Consider the following 16,711-nt stretch of genomic DNA (forward strand, 5'->3'; position numbering starts at 1 on the left):
CACCCCTGGGACGCCGTACCTTCATGTCTTGGTTTGAATCGCTGGTCCTCGGCCTCGTCCAGGGGCTGACCGAGTTCCTGCCCGTCTCCTCCAGCGCGCATCTGCGGCTGACCGCGGCCTTCTCCGGCTGGAAGGACCCGGGTGCCGCCTTCACCGCGATCACCCAGATCGGCACGGAGACCGCGGTGCTGATCTACTTCCGCAAGGACATCGGGCGGATCGTCTCGGCCTGGTTCCGGTCGCTGTTCGACAAGGCGAGGCGGCGGGACCACGACGCCCAGACGGGCTGGCTGGTGATCGTCGGCTCGATCCCGATCGGCCTGCTGGGCGTGACGCTGAAGGACCAGATCGAGGGCCCGTTCCGCGACCTCCGCATCACCGCGACCATGCTCATCGTCGTGGGCGTCGTCATCGGCATCGCCGACCGGCTCGCCGCCCGCGACGAGACGGGCGGCCGGCACCGGGCGCCCAAACAGCGCAAGACGCTGGAGAACCTCGGGGTCAAGGACGGCCTGATCTACGGCCTCTGCCAGGCCTGCGCCCTGATCCCCGGCGTCTCCCGCTCCGGCGCCACCATCAGCGGCGGCCTGTTCATGGGCTACAAGCGCGAGGCGGCTGCCCGCTATTCCTTCCTGCTCGCCATCCCGGCGGTGCTGGCCTCCGGCGCCTTCGAGGTCAAGGACTCGGTGGGCGAGGGCCATGTGGCCTGGGGCCCGACCCTGTTCGCGACGGTGATCGCGTTCGCGTCCGGCTACGCGGTGATCGCGTGGTTCATGAAATGGATCTCCAACAAGAGCTTCATGCCGTTCGTCTGGTACCGCGTCGCGCTCGGCGTCGTCATCATCGCCCTGGTCTCCGCGGACGTCCTGAGCCCGCACGCGGCGGAGTCGGCCAGCTGACCAGGGGCGGGAGCCGTCGACACCCCGCCGCGGCACGGGAGCTGTACGGCCGACAGGCCTGGATCAGCCTGCCGGTCGGGCGGGTCGGCAGTGGCAGCGCTGACTCACAGCCGGGCCACCCATGGAGCACCATCTGGCATTTCCTAGCGCCTGACTGCATCACCACGCCATGATCATCTCCCACTCGTCTCCCACTCGTCTCCCACCTGGGAGGCGGGACGCACCCCCTGGAAAGTTGATGAAGATCTTGGGTTCTGGCCCTGCCGCTGACACGGCAGGGCCGGACTCGTTGTGTGGCGATGGGTGAGGGGTCGGCGAGATGGTCGGGCCGGGATGTGTGGGGAGACGTGTCGGGGTCTGATCCCGGCAGGGAGTGTGTTCGCGTTCCTGGGCGAGCATCGCGGCGCGCTGTTCCCGGCTGAGATGTTCGCGGACATGTACTCGTCGGCGAACGCCTAGGGGAAGCCCGCCACCTCGTGATGACGGGCCTTGAGCGACGAGTGGGTGCCCTGGGGCAGCCGGCCCCGCCAACGGGGCGGCGTTGTCGTAGCCGTACGCCAAGATGACCAGTCATGGCCATCCACGAAGAGGAACGCCCTGACGCGGCGGACGACGACCTCGAGATCGAGCCGTGGCACGAGTCGGATCTCCTCCGGGATCTGGCCGCCCTGCGGTCGGTCTCCGACACGCAGCGCCGCGGCTACAAGCTCGAATCACTGCTGGAGCGGATGTTTCGACGGGCTCACTACCAGGTCGTGCACAATCCGAGGATGGCGCGCCCCCGGCAGACCGACTTCGCGGTCATCTCCCACAGCCGCCACTATCTCGTCGAAGCGAAGTGGGAACGCCGACCTGCTGGATCCAAGGTCGTCGGTGAGGTCCGCACCCGACTGCGCCACCTTGACGGCACTGTCGTGGGCTTGCTGTTCACCATGTCCGGGATCACCGGGGAAGCGGACGGGGAGATCGTCAGAGACCGCAGGGATGGACTGGTCCTCGTCTTCGACGAGGTCGACATCCTCAGGGTTCTGAGGGACCCGCAGGAGTTGGACCGCCTTCTTCGCCTGAAACACGATGAACTCGTTGTCCACGGGCGTGTCCATCGCGGCGAAAAGGAGCGTGAGGCCGAGAAGGCCGCCCGCAGTTCGCACAGGACGGCAGGGAAGCTGCCTACGAGCCGCTACAGGCTGCTCAACGGCAGCGGGGACTCGGTGCCATGGTTCTACGGAGCAGGAGGATTCAGTCCCGGGGTCTTCTGCCTCGACCTGCCCGATGTCGACTGGGTGCCGGCTGCGGGAAGCGGCGTGTGCCTGGATATGCCAGTCACCGCATGGGGCCAGCCTGACCTCCTCCGCCTCCTTGACGCGCTGAACGAACTGGGGTGGATGGGAGAGCGGAGTCAGTGGAGCATCCAGCAGCATGGCCGGAACTGGCATGGCTGTGGCGCCGATGGCTTTGCCGAGGCCCTCAAGAACTGGGAAGAACGGACCAGTGAGCTTGAAGATCCCCACCACAGCGAGGAGTTCGTCTACTTCGAAGTCTGTGACGGCGGTTTCTACACCGTGTCAGGCAGCATCTCCGCAGAAGAAACACGCCACGTCATGCGCTGCAACGTCTCCTTCCAGCTCATCGGAATACCGCTGGACCCTGGCTCGCTGCAGCAGCTCTACCGGCAGTTCGACGTCCCCAGCCGCGGCTACTTCCGTCCGCTGGTCGAACGGTCAGCCACCCGAGAGCGATTCGACGGCCGCATCCCCCTGCACGTGCTGGGGTACGTCATCGAGCCCGCCGATCAACGCGGGGACGAGGAAGACTGGGTGGTCGGCCTCCTGGCGGTGAATCCCTTCTACGGGTCCGGCCTCCAGCCGCCCGACGATCTGGCAAGTGACCTGGACCGCACTGGCGTGATCGTATGCAACCTGCGCTCGTACCATCCCCTCAGCAAGCAGCAGGAGCGCTACGAACTGTGGTCGTACGAGCGGGCCAGGACTTCAGACGCCCACGCGCTGCGCATCGTCGCCGAGTGGTGGGAGTCCGAGGACGGCGACGAGCAGCGACCAGCTGTGGGGCGGGCCGGAGCCGGCTACTTCACCGACCAGGTTCGGGAAGTTTCGTTCCAGGGCCCTTTGATGGCATAGGCGGCACGGTCCGGACGGTGCGGGCGTGGCCGTGAACAGAGTGCGTACGGGCGGCCGGGACCGTCATCCGGTCCAGCCCACCTCGTACACCTCGATACCTGCTGACGCAGGTCGGCGATCATCGTGTTCTTCTCCCGCAGCAGCCTCTCCTTGTCCGCGAGCTGGGCGGCGAGCCAGTGCAGCTCAGCCTCGCGCCGGTCGGCGTCCTCCCGGCTGGGGCGGGCCGGCACGACGCTCAGGTTGATGGCCCAGCACCATGCGACCGGGCAGATCCCGCTGGCCGCCGCACACGCGGCGAGTGGCCTGCACCTGCTGCTCGGTGTGATCGCCGCGAGCCAGGACGCCGTCACCCAGGGCGACGTGGACACCTTGGCCGCGCAGGCTGAACATCTGGAGGCGGCCCCGGAGGAGCTGGAGACTGCGATCAGCAACACCGACATCCTGATGAACATGCTCAAGTGGGTCGACCTACAGGAGGCGCTGGTGGTGGGGATGCCGACTCCCAGGGAACGTGCAGCGGGCGCGGGCGAAGCAGATGGAGGAGGCCGCGGCAAGGAAGGCGCTGAAGGCCCAGCGGCGTGAGGAGAACGAGCGGCTTGCCAAGGAAGCGCGCCGAGGTGACTCATCAGTACACGAAAGTACACGAACGAGACTCGACGGGGACACCGATAAGACGCCGACGCCGGCTGATCCCGGTGTCCCTCTTGGAGTTCTGCGCACGTCCTCACGGTGTCTCGTGCGCGCCCCGGCAGTGCCGCACTGGCGTCGCAACCAGAGCCTTCGGAGGACTCATCTGTGCAGGGATGTCGGTTGGCGCCTCCCAGCAGACACGACCGGAGCACTATAGGGACGCCGTTCGTACTTCGCTGCGCCGCTTCTGGAAGGGCCTGGCTGGCTCTTCCGGTTCTCACCCGACCCGCACCGGCCGGACGCCGCGATCGCCCGCGCCTGGCAACGCCTCGAGCACACGCACGGCCGATTGCGGATCAACAACCCAGCCCGCGAACTCGACGTCAGCCGGAGCTACCTGAACAAGCGGTTCAACGAGCAGATCGGCCTCTCGCCGAAGGCGATGGCCCGCGTCCTGCGCTTCCGGCGCACCACGCACCCGCTCACCTCGACCGGGAACTCCGCGCCCCGGCCGGATGCACGCCGACGGAGTTCCCAGCGGGTCGCCGGTCCGGATGCAGCCGCTCAGTCCTCGTCTTCCGCGTCCGGGTCCTCGTCGACTTCGAGTGGTTCATTGATCTGTTCGAGGCGCTCCTCGTATCGCCGCGTTCGCGGATCGCTCACCCCGAATATCCGCTGGGCCCGCTCCAGGGTGTCCTCTGCCAGGACCTCCGCGTGTGCGTATCGCCCGAGCGCCCGCAAGGTGAGGGCCAGGTCGCCCGCGACGCTGAGTGTGTCCTGGTGATCGGCGCCGAGGATGTTCCTGTATCTGCGCAACAGGTCCTGCTGCTGCAGCAGCGTCTCGTCGTATCGCCCGCGTCTGTACAGCAGTCCGGCCTGGTTGCCCCGCAGCCGCAGTACGTCGGGATGATCTGGCCCCAGGACTCGATCGCCCCGTTCGATGGCCGACTCGTAGAGAACCTCCGCCTGATCGAATTCGTCTTTGCCGAACGTGACCAGGCAGGCGGCGAGGTTGCCGACGGCGACGATGGTGCGCTGATGATCCGGCCCGAGCACCCGTTCGCGCCGGTCGACCACGTCCTCCCAGAGGGCCCGGGCCCGCCCGTGATCACCGGAGGCGAACACGTTTCCGGCGAACCGATCGTTCAGCGCGATGAAGTCCGGATGGTCGGGGTCCAGGGAGCCGTCCCACACGCTCGTGACGAACCATCCGGCGGTGAGCCCGGCCAGATGGTCACCGGCCAGATACGTGTAGCGGAGAATTCCGGGAACGATGGCACGGAAGATCTCGGACTCCGCCCCGAGCTTCACGGCCGACCCACTGAGCATGCCGAGGGCACCCACCGCCGGCTTGAAGTGTCCCCAGTGTGCCCGGTCGTCCGGATCCAGGCGCGAGAGGCGTTCGTGGACCACGAGGAAATCGTCGAGCCGCTCCCGGCCCGCGCCGTCGACGACGTCGGCCTGGAGGGCTTTCGCCACGCTGGGCAGGGCCCGGAGACAGGCTGCGAGTCCCTCGTCCGACGGATTCGCGAGCATCCCGATTGCCGGCTCCGAGCGGATGTACTGCACGACTTCTTCGAGACGCGGTAGAAGCAGGCGGTTGTCGGTATAGACGCGGATCTTGTCGCCCGGCTCCAGGCTGTCCTTGAGTTCCTCCAGTCCGGCGAGCGTCGCCGGATCTACGGAGGTTCCGTCGAGCATGATCGACGGCGCTGTCCGCCAGTCAGGTTCCCTGTGCAGGCGACCCTGGGCCTGCTCGATCAGGATCTCGATCGTCTGATTGAGCACCTGGGTGAACTTGAGGCCGAGATCGGTGTCCGTCATCCGCAGCCTGAAGCCGATATCTCCTACGAACTCCGGGCGGGTCTTCTCCAGTTCCTCGGCGATGGCACGCCCTTCGTTGCAGATCCGCAGGGCCGTTTCGAGATCCTGTCCCGCCGCGCCGCGAAACCTGACCGCCGTCTCGTACGCCTTCAGGAGAGAGGGGAGATACCGCTCCTCGCCGTCTTCGACGAGTTCCTCGTAGACCGCGACGGTCCGGGAGTTCGCGGCGACCGCGTCGTCCATTCTGCCGAGGACGTGGTAGCTCACGGCGACTCCGTCGGTCCGGTTCGCCAGTTCGGGAAGGAAGGCGGCCCTGTCCTGGTCCACGAGTTCCTCGGCGAGAAAAGCGCTGTACTGGTGCAGCATGAGGGACTCGCTCGGCTCATCGTTGTCGGTGAGGGCGTCGGCGAGCATTGCCGTGATCTGGGTCATGTACGGCAGATGAGCCTTGTACGAGTTGTAGCCCCAGTGAGCCAGTTCCTCGTAGCCCTGGAAGGCCTGGCGAGACACTCTGAGAGCGTCGGCATCGCGCTCCGCCCTGCGCAACTCACCGCTGTAATGGCCCCGCGCAAGTGACAGGAAGTGGAGGTGCTTCCCACGGTTTTCGGCGGTGAGCTCCGTCAGGTAGTCCACCGCGCGTTCGGACGTGAGCAGGGCTTCTTCGTATTCGCCGGCGTCCGCGAGAGTGGCGGCCAGAGTGTGCAGCGCGGCCGCCAATGATTCCAGCTGGTCTCGCCGGCCGGATGCCACCGCGTCCTCGATGTAGCCGATTCCGCGCCTGACGGCGTCCAGGGCCCTGGTTGCCTCGCCGAGATCGCGCAGGCGGGCACCGTAGTTCAGGTAAACGGAATACACGTCTTCGGGTTTACCCGAGGCGGCGCGGTACACCACACCCCGAGCCGCGAGCGCGGCCCCGAGCCCGGCGAGCGCATGGTGCGGGTACGGCACGGTGTAGTGGGCGTGGTACGCGGCCTCGTTAATGACCTCCACCCCGGTCAGGTAGGGCAGGCCGAGCGCGGTGGTCAGCTGCCGTGCCGCCCTCAGGTCCTGCCCCTTGGCGAGTTCCACGGCGACGTCCACCAGGCGCCGCAGGTGCGCCTGGAGCAGTTCCGAGAGCGATTGCGAGGCGTCGGCGCTGCCGACGAGTTGAGCGAGGGACTGCCCCAGGTGGGTTCTGAGATCGTCACTGATCTCGGGGTAGTCGTCCGCGGCGAGTGCGAGGGTGTTCAGCAGGCGCGCGAGATACGCCGGGTGCGTCGCTACCGCGCCTGAAACGACGAGCCGCTCGACGAGCGCGGCTCGGCCCTCCGTGGTCGCGAGCAGGTGAGAGGCGATCAGATCCGGTTCGATCGGCGCGAGCAGGGCGCCTGGGGAGCCTGGGGCTCCGTCCGCGACGGCTGCGGCCGGGTAGCGCCGGTGCAGTGCCTTGGCGACGCTCTCGCGGGTCCGCTCCGGCTCGCCCTCGAAAGCGGGCGTCGATTCGAGCAGTTCCACAAGATCCTGCACGGTCGGAGTCGTGAGAGTCATGACGCAGAGCGCCTGCTTCGCCCGGCCGCGATCCGCCAGCGCGCTCGCGCCGTCCGTATGCGCCGTGCTCGACCTGGCCAGACGGTCGACCTCGACGTCGATGAGCGTGTCGAGGAGCAGACGCGCCGAGTCGTCGGCGGCGGAGATGGGCACCGCCCGGCCGGAGGCCGCCAGCAGGGCGGCGACGTGGACCAGCAGCGGCCGGTCGTACTCGGCGATCCGCCGGACCTCTTCGGCCGGCAGTTCCCGCGGCACGTCCGGTCCGCCGACGGCCTTGCTGAAGGAGCGATAGGCGGCCTCGGCATGCCGTTCGCGGACATCCTGCTCATCGAACGCCTGGGTGGTCAGGTCGAAGGAGCTGGTGAGCAGCGAGGAGAGATCGGCAGTGCGGGTACGGAGCTCTCCCGGCCAGGCCTCCTCGCTGCGGGTGATGACGAGGAGCCGGATCGAGGCACCGAGGTGGCCGGCATCGATCGCCTGCTTGTAGAGGTTGTCGATGAACGTGCCCAGCAGTTCGTGCTGGTGCTCGGCATAGTCGAAGACGATGAAGTGCGGCGTGGTGAAACTGTGCGTGCCGGAGAGTTGGTCGTAGTCGGCGAATCCCGCCTGCCACCTTGTCCACGGGTCCTGGGTGAGCCTCCGGCAGGCCTCGGCGGCGATCCTGGACTTGCCCACCCCGGCCGGGCCGGTCAGTCGTGCGATCCTGATATCCGGTCTCGGTGGCAGCTCGTTCGCCCAGTCGACGATGCTGTCAAGCACCGCGCCGCTTGGGCCGTCGTTGACGAACTCGACCTGGCGGTACCGGTAGTTGACGAAGGCGAAGAGGCTCGCGTCGGGCAGTCGCGGCGGGTTACCGGACCAGCTCTCGGTGCCGAAGACCGACGGCCGCGCCGACAGATCGACGAGGGGAAGGCTCTGCAGCGGTTCGAGCGCGCTCACCGCGCGCTGCCGGGCCGCCGACTGGACCGCGGCGATCGAGACACCGCGCAGGCGGCCGTCCCACTGGGTGGGGACGCTGGTCACGATGCCCAGCAGATGCCCGCCCGGGCCGATCACGCCCGCCCCCGATATCCCGCCCCAGTTCTCGTCGGCCCGCGGCTTCGGGTCGATGACCTGGATCGCGATCGTCGTGTCGTCGTCGCCGACCACGGGAGCGAGGTTCACCCGCACGACGATCGGCTTGGGCGACGTGGAGCCGGATTCGATGCCCGCGACCGGGTACCCGATGATCCGGCAGTTCTCCAGCGCCTGGACGCCGTGGTGGGTGCCTCCGAGGGCGGCGGTGCCCCTGGGCTCGTCCAGGTCCGGGACTACGAGCAGCGCGGCGTCGAGACCGTCGGCCTCCAGCGGAACGATCTCCGTGACCGCCGCCAGCGGCGCGGATCCCTCCAGCTTGACCGTGAACTGCTCCGCGGGAACGTGGCCGCCGGCGTACTCGGACGCCTTCGTTACGACGTGCCGGGCGGTCAGGACGAGGCCGCGGGCGAGCAGGAACCCGCTGCCGAGGAACACTCGGCCGCCGGCCGCGTCGAATCTGATTTTGGCCACTCGGGCGGCCGGGTTCTCGGCCATTTCAGTCGTCGTCCTGGATCAGCACCGAGGGCGTGACCAGAAGCTCGCCTCGGTTCGCTTGGGAATCGACGAAACCGGGGTCCAGAGTGAGCGTCAATTTATGCGAGTGCGTTGACGCGGAATTCTTACTTCCTTTGGCTACCACGAGCCAGCTGATACCCCCGTCGGCCGCGGCTTGTTTGGTCACCTCGACGGTGAGCTCAACCTCGATCTCCTTCACCTGTAAGGGCATGAGCGGATCGCGCTGACCGTGAGCCACAGCGAGTTCCTTGCGAAGGCTCGCCAATACCTCACTCAAAGGAAGTCCGTCAGACATAACCGGATCGTACCGGAGACACCGCCGTGAAGCAGTGGCCAGCATCAGGACAGGTCCCCACTATCGCAGAGCACCGATGACGGTGCCGCTGAGACCGGCCAGCAGGATCGCGGTGGTGGCCACGTCCGTGATCACGTTGACGCTGTCGGGAGCACAGGTCTCGGCCAAGTGGGCGGAGAACCCCTTCCAACTGATGATGTGTCCGTGCCGTGCGTAGCGGGCCGAGGTGTCGTAGGGAGAGACGACCGCTCGGGACGTGGGCGGCAGCCCGGGTCCGTCTTCGGTCTCAGCGGTGCGCCAACGCAGGTGCCCTGCGGCGTCGCGGTGGTAGTTCTGCACCATAATCTGGCGCAGGGCCTGGACGCGGGGACCAAACTCTCGGTCCGACCCGTGCTGGTAGAGATGGTCCAGGAGCCGGACGGCGTCGTTTCCGGTGGCGAGGATCCTGGTCTTGGGCTTGGTGGGGTTCTTGCCCAGACGGACCGGGCGGCCGTAGCCGCGGCCCCAGTCCTCATCGACCAGCCCGTCCAGCAGGTGAGGAGAGATACCGGCGACTTCTTCCAGTGCCGCGCGGACCGCCTCGGTGACCAGCTCCAGGCGGGTCAGATCCCGCACCGCGGCCAGGACATGGGTGGAGTCGGTGCGCTGCGTAGTGCGCTCGCGCACCAGGCCGGCCTCCTTGAGGCGGGCCAGCGCCAGGTCGAGGAGGCGGTCAGCACGGTCGCCTTCAGCAAGACGGTCGCGGAAGTCGGCCAGCACACTGTGATGGAAGCCGGGATCGTCCAGCGCCAGGGCCATGGCGTACTTGAAGTCGATGCGGCAGCGGACCGCCTCGGCAGCCTGCCGGTCCGACAAGCCGAGCAGGAACTGCAGCACACAGACGGTGGCCAGTTGAGCAGACGAGAGACCCGGACGCCCGTCGCGCGGGTACCAGTCGGCGAAGTCCTCGTCGCACCACAGCCCGTCGAGCCGGTCACGCACCCATATCGCCGTCGTGCCGCCCGGGTTGCTCGCCCGCGCGATCTGCGCAGTCAGAGACGGGACTTGCTCACCAGCACGGGGACGGATCGACAACGAGCACCTCGACAATCGCAGGGGCCTTCGGAACAACCCCGAGCATGCCCGTTGATCACGCTGCCGCACCGGGAAATTCCAAGATCCCCGACAGAGTCAAGCTAAGAAGGGTGCGGCTCCCCTGGAGGGAACGTGCGCCGAGGCAACGCTGATCGGAGTGTGTTCACGTCTTCCCGTCTCTACCGTGGCGGTGGAAGAGGCAACTCTGATGAGCTCATTGTTCGAGGAGTTGGAGGCTCGGGAGACGGCTACTTGGGTGCGGGTGGAGGAACTTGAGTCGCAGATCGCGGAGTTGACGGCGCGACGTTCTGCGCGTCCTCCCCCGCACCAGATTCACCCTTCCACCCGTGCTCGCCAACAACGGAACCGCGAGCCACCTTAGACTGCGTCGAGTGGGCACGTGATTTTTCAACGCGCAGCGTGTCCAAGCCGCCGTACAGATGATCGACGCCGTAGCCGACGACCTGCTCGAGGGAGTGCGTGGCCAACTCGACTCCACGGTGGCTGCGATCTGTTCCCCTCGTTTGCTCAGGTTCTGCCGTGCCGGGCATGCCCCCACTTCCGGTCTTGAATCAGGCCCCGCCGCACTGCAACCGCCTGGGCGACTGGCGGCCGTCGCCACTCCGCTCAACTCCCTTCGCCCGCGCCTCCCATGGCTCACAACGGGCCGTGATCGATAGGCTGGGAAGGTCGAGGCCTGGGAGGATCCGGCAGTGTCGCATAGCTACTACGTGTACATCTCCGACAGCAAAGTCGACATGCTGTTGCCGCAGATCGACCCCGGGTTCGGGGCCAAGCGTCAGACGGAGGTGGGTGTGAGCCTCTCCGTGCTGTCGGCGAAGCGCATCACCGAGGGGCCGCCGAACGACCGGGTCACCCGTCTCGTGGCGGTCGTCCAGTACCTCCACGACCACGGTGACCTCGGCACGGTGGACGCACCGGGCCAGTACTTCTGGGGCTCGCTGCGGATGCGCTGGGGCGCGTTCCGCGACGACCCCGCGTCCTCCCTGGTGTTCTTCGGCGGGCGCAGCGAGAACACCGTCGTCGCCCTGGGCGGCTCGTACCGGCACGTGTACGACTACGTGCCGGACGCCGAGGCGCACGGCGTGGGGCGCTCGATGATGTCCTCCATGCTCGACGGCCTCGGGATCACCTCCGACCTGGAGGACGAGTACGTCGCCGACGCGGTGGACGGCGACCTCGACCACGTCGATCGCGCGGCGCTGGGCCGCGTCGAGCGGGCCGTTGCGCGACTGCGCTGGCCGGCACAGACCGTCGAGTTCGTGGCGAAGCGGCTGCTGCACGGCGAGAGCCCGGACGGCACCGGCAGGTCGGTGTTGCTCGGAACACCCCTGTATGTCGCCGTGGTGGACTGAAGCCGATGGTCACCTGGCGCCGCGGCGACGTGATCCTGGACCTGTACGAGGTCCTGGACGTGGTGCGCACCGGGGGCCTCGGATTGGTGCACCGGGTCCACCACCGCGGTTGGGACATCGACCTGGCGGTGAAGACCCCGCGCCCGGCCGTCGTCCGCTCGCCGGACGGAATCGGGGACTTCGAGCGGGAAGCGGAGGTGTGGGTGGGGCTGGGCCTGCACCCACACATTGCCAACTGCGTCTACGTGCGCACCCTGGAGGACGTGCCCAGGGTCTTTGCCGAGTGGGCCGACGGCGGCAGCCTCGCGGAAGCCGTCCGTAACCGGACCCTGTACGGCGACGATCCCCTCGCGACGCTGCTGGACGTCGCGATCCAGTCCGCCTGGGGCCTGGACCACGCGCACGAGAACGGAGTCGTGCACCAGGACGTCAAGCCCGCCAACGTGATGCTGATGCGGGACGGCACGGTCAAGGTCACCGACTTCGGCCTGGCACGGGCCCGCACGGCCGGGGACGCGGAGCCGTTCGTCAGCCGGGGCGGCCTGGATCCCGCGTACTGCTCGCCCGAGCAGGCACGGTCACCGTCCGGGCTCACCCCGGCCACGGACGTGTGGTCCTGGGCGGTCACCGTGTTCGAAATGCTCCTGGGCGGGCCGCCGGTGCGGGACGGGACCACTGCGGGCGACGCCTTCGAGGGCTACACCCGGTCCCGGACGCCGGGCGCGATCCAGCGAGTGCCGGTCGAGATGCTGGACGTCCTGCGCGAGTGCTTCGCGGAGGACCCCGCCGCACGCCCCTCCCGCCTCGGCCCACTCGCCGAGCGGCTGGTCGAGGTGCACCGGCGCGAGGTCGGCTCCTATCCCCGCCGTGCCCCGTCCGCGGCCACCCTGCTCGCCGACAGTCTCTCCAACCACGCGCTGTCGATGCTCGACCTCGGCCGCCGCGACAGCGCCGAGGAGCTGTGGGCCCGCGCCCTGCGGGCGGATCCCCACCACCCGCACGCCCGCTACAACCGCGGACTGCACCGCTGGCGGACGGGTGTGATCACCGACGCCGAACTGGTGGACGAGCTGGAATCCGTGCGGTTCGGCGACCCCGACGACGGCACGTACCTGCTGGCGCTGGTGCACCGGGAGCGGGGCGACGCGCCTGCCGCGGCCGAACTGCTGCGGGACGCGGCCGCACGGATGCCCGACGACCCGCAGATCGCCGCCGCTCTTGCCTCAGTGCAGGACGCGCCCGCCCCGGCCCAGTCCGTGCTGCCCGGGGAACACGACGACTGGATCACCGCCCTCGCCCTGACCCCGGACGGCACGACCGGAATCTCGGCGGACGGTTCCGGCGGGCTGCGGATCTGGGACCTGGCCACAGGGGAGTGCCGCCAGGAACTGCGGTTGGAGAACTACCGCGCCTCGACACTCGCGGTCCGCGACGACGGACGCGTCCTGGTCGTCGGCGGCGGCACCCGGCGCGCGCTGGTGCTCGATCTCGACGCCGCCACCGGGTTTGAGCTCCCCGGCCACCCCAGCTGGGTGCTCGCGGTAGCGCTGACGCAGGATCAGCGGCACGCGGTCACCAGCGGGTACGAGGGAGAGGTCGTCACCTGGGACCTGGAGACCGGCGAGCCTGTGGAGGTCCGGCAGTTCGAGAGCAGGGTCGACTTCCTGGGCGCCCGGGGCACCCTGTGCTGCATCGTCGACCACACACGCCGGACCAGCTCGGTGTACGACGTCCTCACGGGCGCACTGGTCCACCGGTTCGACCACGCCTGCCTGAGCGTGCGGTTCACCGACGACGGCCGACTCGTCGCGGTCACCGGCGGAAGCGCCCACGTCCGACTGGCCGACCTCGGCTCCGGTGATGCCTCACGGGTACTCAAGACCGAATACGGCCGGACAGCCCTGAACTCGGACGGCACGGTCGGCTTCTCCAGCGGCGGACGCGCCGAGCCATCGCGGGTGTGGGACCTCACCACGGGCCGCTGCCGCCTCTCCCTGGACGCCACACCCGACACCAAGGAGGTCGCGCTGAGCGCGACCGGACACCGCGCCCTCACCGCCGAGGGCAAGACCGTGCGCGCATGGCACCTGCCGCCCGCCGGACCACCGGCCCCCTGGAGCTACGTCCGCCCCCACCAGGCCAGGGACGTCACCGCCGCTGCCGCCCGAGCAGCCGAACTGCTGGACCAGGCGGTTACGCACGGCGCAGCCGGACGCCTGGAGGAGGCGGCCGAACTGATCCGCGCCGCCCGCGCACTGCCCGGCCACCGGCGCCACACCGAGCCCGTACGCCTGTGGCGCCGACTCGGTGCCCTCGGCCGCCGTACCGCACTCGTCGACGCCTGGTCCGCGGGCCGGATCATCCCCGACAACGACCGGTCCTGGGCCCTGCAACTCAGCGGGCGCAGCCCCACCGCGCTCGCCCGGGCGGGGAACTCCGAAGCCTGGGTCTTCGACGTGGAGACCGGGCAGCTGCTGCACACGCTCAGCCTGCACACCGGACACCTCGGCGCCCTGGCGATGACCGCCGACGGCCGGCTCGCGGTGTCCGGGGGCGAGGACGGCCGGGTCGTCGCCTGGCAGCCCCGCGACCGGCGCATGGTCCAGCTGTTCACCAGCCCCCGCGACCACGTGTACTACGTCGCGGTCAGCGAGGACGGCCAGGTGGCCCTCTCCGGGACCGCCGACGGCGTCGTCGCCGCCTGGGACATCCCCAGCGGCCGGTCCCTCGGACGCTGGGAGGCCCACCCCGGAGCCGTGCTGGACGTGGCCGTCAGCGCCGACCACCGCTACGGGCTCTCCCGCGGCCAGGACGTCACCGTGAAGATCTGGGACCTGCGCACAGGCGAACTGCGGTGGGTGCTGGGCGGGCACGAGGAGTGGATCGGCGCCGCGCGGCTAAGCGAGGACGGCCGCTACGTCGTCACCGGCGGCGCCGACGCGACCGTACGCGTCTGGCGGACCACCGACGGACAGTGCGAGGCGGTGCTCACCGGACACACCGATGCCGTAGTCGACGTCCTGCCCGGCGCGGACGGCCGGCACCTGCTGTCCTGCTCCACCGACGGCACCGTCCGGCTGTGGGACGTCGCCACCGCCCGCTGCGTCCATGTGCTCACCGGACACACCGCCGCCGTGCGCAGCCTCGCCGTCACGCCGGACTTCCTCCTCGCGACGTCAGGCAGCGAGGACCGCCAGGCACGCCTGTGGGACCTGATGAGCGGCCGGGTACTGCGGACCTTCACCGGCTTCTCGGCCGCAGTCACCGACGTCGCACTCGCCCCCGACGGCGCCCTGCTCCTGGCCGGCGACGAACGCGGCCGCCTGCTGACCTGGGCCCTGGACTGGGAGTACGACTTCGGCTCGGCGACCGGGGTGCTGCGCGCGGAGGCTGAGCCCGTAATCGAGGAACTGCGGGCCGAGGTCGCCGTCGAGCTGCCGTCCCGTGACGACACCCGCCCGGCGCTCATCGAAGCGATGGCCCGCATCGGCGAGCGGCAGCGGCACGCTGTCACCCGCACCCTGGAACTCGCCGCCGAACTGGACAAGGTCCCCTCGCGCAACGACACGGGCTACCGCCTCTACATGCACTCCGTGGCCGAGGACCTGGCGAGCCGGAAGCCCGACAGGACACCGGGCACGGCCGAGGCGCTCACCCTGCTGCTGAGACCGGAGGAAGAACTCAACCGGTCCGAGTCCTTCTGGGCCAACCACTTCGCCAGCCTGCTCCAGGACGACCTCGTCACGCTCGCCGAGGCCGCCCCCCTCCTGCACAGCGAGGGCGATCCGGTCGCGGCCGAGCGGACCTGGCAGCTCGTCGTCGACGTGCGTTCCCACCTGTGGGACGCCGGGCACGTCGACGCCCAGCGCGCGATGCTCGGCTGGGCCGCAGTACTGATCGATCTGCGCCGGCAGACGGAAGCCCTCGCCCTGATCCGGGCGGTGACCGCGGAACGCGAACGGGGTCTGGGGCCGGACCATCCGGCCACGCTGGAGGCGATCACGGCACTCGCGTCCCTGCTCACCGACAAGGGCGAACTGGACGAGGCCGAGCGGCTGTACGACATGCTGCTGCCACAGCTCGTGAGGCGCCTCGGCCCCGACGACCTCCAGACCCTGGTGGTCCGGGTGGGCCTGGCCCGTGTGCACCGCCGACGCGGACGGCACGGTGACGCGGCGGAGGCCCTGCGCGAAGTCCTGGCGAAACGGCGGCTGCGTCTGGGCGAGCACCACACGGACACCCTCGCCGTCCAGGCCGAACTGGACAGTCTGCCCGGGCCGGTACCGCCCAGCTCGACACGGAGGGGATGGAGAAGACGGCGATGATTGCGGACCGGCCCAGCATTGACGCCCTGATCACAGGCAAGGCCTTCATGGCGGAGGTCGGGGCGTACTTCCCCGTGAGCATGGCCTTGCGCGGTGATGTGTTCGAGGCCGTGTTCATGATGCGGGAGGGTGACCTCGGGCACCGCACCAGCGGGCCCTACTCTCCGGAGCGGCTTCCGTCCGACGCGATGGGCTGGGCCCAGCTGCGGACGGGGATGGGCATGGCGGGCTACTTCCCCTCCTTCCGGATCGAGGCCGGCGGACACTGGCCGCGTATCCACATCGCTCTGTCGGGCACCTCAGTGCGCGGTCTGATCGTGATGCCGGAAGAGGTGACCGCGGAGGCGGTGAACGCGCCCTACCTCGGTAAGTGGCAGGACCAGGCCTCCTCCGACATACGGATCGGGCTGGACTACCTTGCCAACTGGCTGGGTTCCTGTCACCACGAGGCGGGCGGCACGGCACCGTCGATCGATCTCGACCTGGTCTACCGGCCGTTCGACTACGAGGCGAGTCTCGCCAGGTACGACCAACGGATGCGCGAAATCATCCCTCCAGTGCGCCCCGTCCTCGAACTGCGTTGGCGCTCGGCGACCCCGGCCCAGCGCAGGGCCTTTGTGAAGAACCTGAAGGGCGCCCGGAAGAGCGGCTCCCGGTCCGACCCGCGCTGGAACTACAGTCTCGGTGGCATCGAGGTCGAGGTGCCACGCTGACACGGCGGAATACCCTCCCGGCCTTCGGCACCCGCACCGAGCGTCACAACGAGTCGGCTCCTCTGTCTTACGGCTGGAAATGACGCTTCGTCTGCTCTGTCTCCGGGTCCCTCGCCCCGCTTGTATGAGTTCGATGCCGTGTCCGGTGGTGACCGCGTCGATCAGGGCCTGGAGCTCGGGTGTCCCAAAGCCATTGCGACCTGGGGCAGCTGGCGGAGACCGTCCGCACGGAAGATGTCCCGGAGCCGCTCGACCTCGGTGTCGATTCCGCAGCGCGGACGAGCGGCGCCCCGTGCGCGATCACAGAAGAGGACGGT

The 16,711-nt window shown here is 68.9% G+C and carries 9 protein-coding genes; 6 read left to right on the plus strand and 3 right to left on the minus strand.

What is annotated here, in order from left to right:
- Window positions 1-23: 23 nt before the first annotated feature.
- The 3 genes from LQ326_RS43890 to LQ326_RS43900 all read left to right on the plus strand — a co-directional run bounded on the left by LQ326_RS43890 (window position 24) and on the right by LQ326_RS43900 (window position 3,619).
- The gene (locus tag LQ326_RS43890; protein WP_234544724.1) at window positions 24-899 is read left to right on the plus strand and encodes an undecaprenyl-diphosphate phosphatase; all 876 of its coding nucleotides are present in this window, start codon (window positions 24-26) and stop codon (window positions 897-899) included.
- Between the two features lie 572 nt (window positions 900-1,471).
- On the plus strand, window positions 1,472-3,037 hold the full coding sequence (locus LQ326_RS43895) for a restriction endonuclease (RefSeq protein ID WP_234544726.1): 1,566 nt from the start codon (window positions 1,472-1,474) through the stop codon (window positions 3,035-3,037).
- A gap of 123 nt (window positions 3,038-3,160) precedes the next feature.
- The gene (locus LQ326_RS43900) at window positions 3,161-3,619 is read left to right on the plus strand and encodes a DUF6245 family protein (RefSeq protein ID WP_308402160.1); all 459 of its coding nucleotides are present in this window, start codon (window positions 3,161-3,163) and stop codon (window positions 3,617-3,619) included.
- Between the two features lie 612 nt (window positions 3,620-4,231).
- Here the strand turns inward: LQ326_RS43900 and LQ326_RS43905 are convergent.
- The 3 genes from LQ326_RS43905 to LQ326_RS43915 are packed head-to-tail and all read right to left on the minus strand — an operon-like array spanning window position 4,232 to window position 9,887.
- The gene (locus tag LQ326_RS43905) at window positions 4,232-8,590 is read right to left on the minus strand and encodes a tetratricopeptide repeat protein (RefSeq protein ID WP_234544728.1); all 4,359 of its coding nucleotides are present in this window, start codon (window positions 8,588-8,590) and stop codon (window positions 4,232-4,234) included.
- A gap of 1 nt (window position 8,591) precedes the next feature.
- A complete protein-coding gene (locus tag LQ326_RS43910) occupies window positions 8,592-8,906 on the minus strand; it encodes a trypco2 family protein (RefSeq protein WP_234544729.1) in 315 nt (104 codons plus the stop codon).
- A 60-nt stretch (window positions 8,907-8,966) separates the two neighbouring features.
- Window positions 8,967-9,887 carry a transposase gene (locus LQ326_RS43915; RefSeq protein ID WP_234544730.1) on the minus strand — a complete coding sequence of 307 codons (921 nt, stop codon included), beginning with the start codon at window positions 9,885-9,887 and terminating at the stop codon, window positions 8,967-8,969.
- A gap of 806 nt (window positions 9,888-10,693) precedes the next feature.
- Here LQ326_RS43915 and LQ326_RS43920 point away from each other — a divergent pair.
- Genes LQ326_RS43920 through LQ326_RS43930 form a run of 3 tightly spaced genes read left to right on the plus strand, consistent with a single transcriptional unit; the run spans window position 10,694 to window position 16,394 of the window.
- Window positions 10,694-11,356 carry a DUF7019 family protein gene (locus tag LQ326_RS43920; protein WP_234544731.1) on the plus strand — a complete coding sequence of 221 codons (663 nt, stop codon included), beginning with the start codon at window positions 10,694-10,696 and terminating at the stop codon, window positions 11,354-11,356.
- A 5-nt stretch (window positions 11,357-11,361) separates the two neighbouring features.
- Entirely contained in the window at window positions 11,362-15,681 is a 4,320-nt protein-coding gene (locus LQ326_RS43925) for a protein kinase domain-containing protein (RefSeq protein ID WP_234544732.1), read from the plus strand.
- A complete protein-coding gene (locus LQ326_RS43930) occupies window positions 15,678-16,394 on the plus strand; it encodes a hypothetical protein (RefSeq protein ID WP_234544733.1) in 717 nt (238 codons plus the stop codon). The genes LQ326_RS43925 and LQ326_RS43930 overlap by 4 nt, the downstream gene beginning before the upstream one ends.
- Window positions 16,395-16,711: the final 317 nt, after the last annotated feature.

Origin of the sequence: Streptomyces shenzhenensis, from assembly GCF_021462265.1 — a bacterium.
Lineage (GTDB): Bacteria > Actinomycetota > Actinomycetes > Streptomycetales > Streptomycetaceae > Streptomyces > Streptomyces shenzhenensis.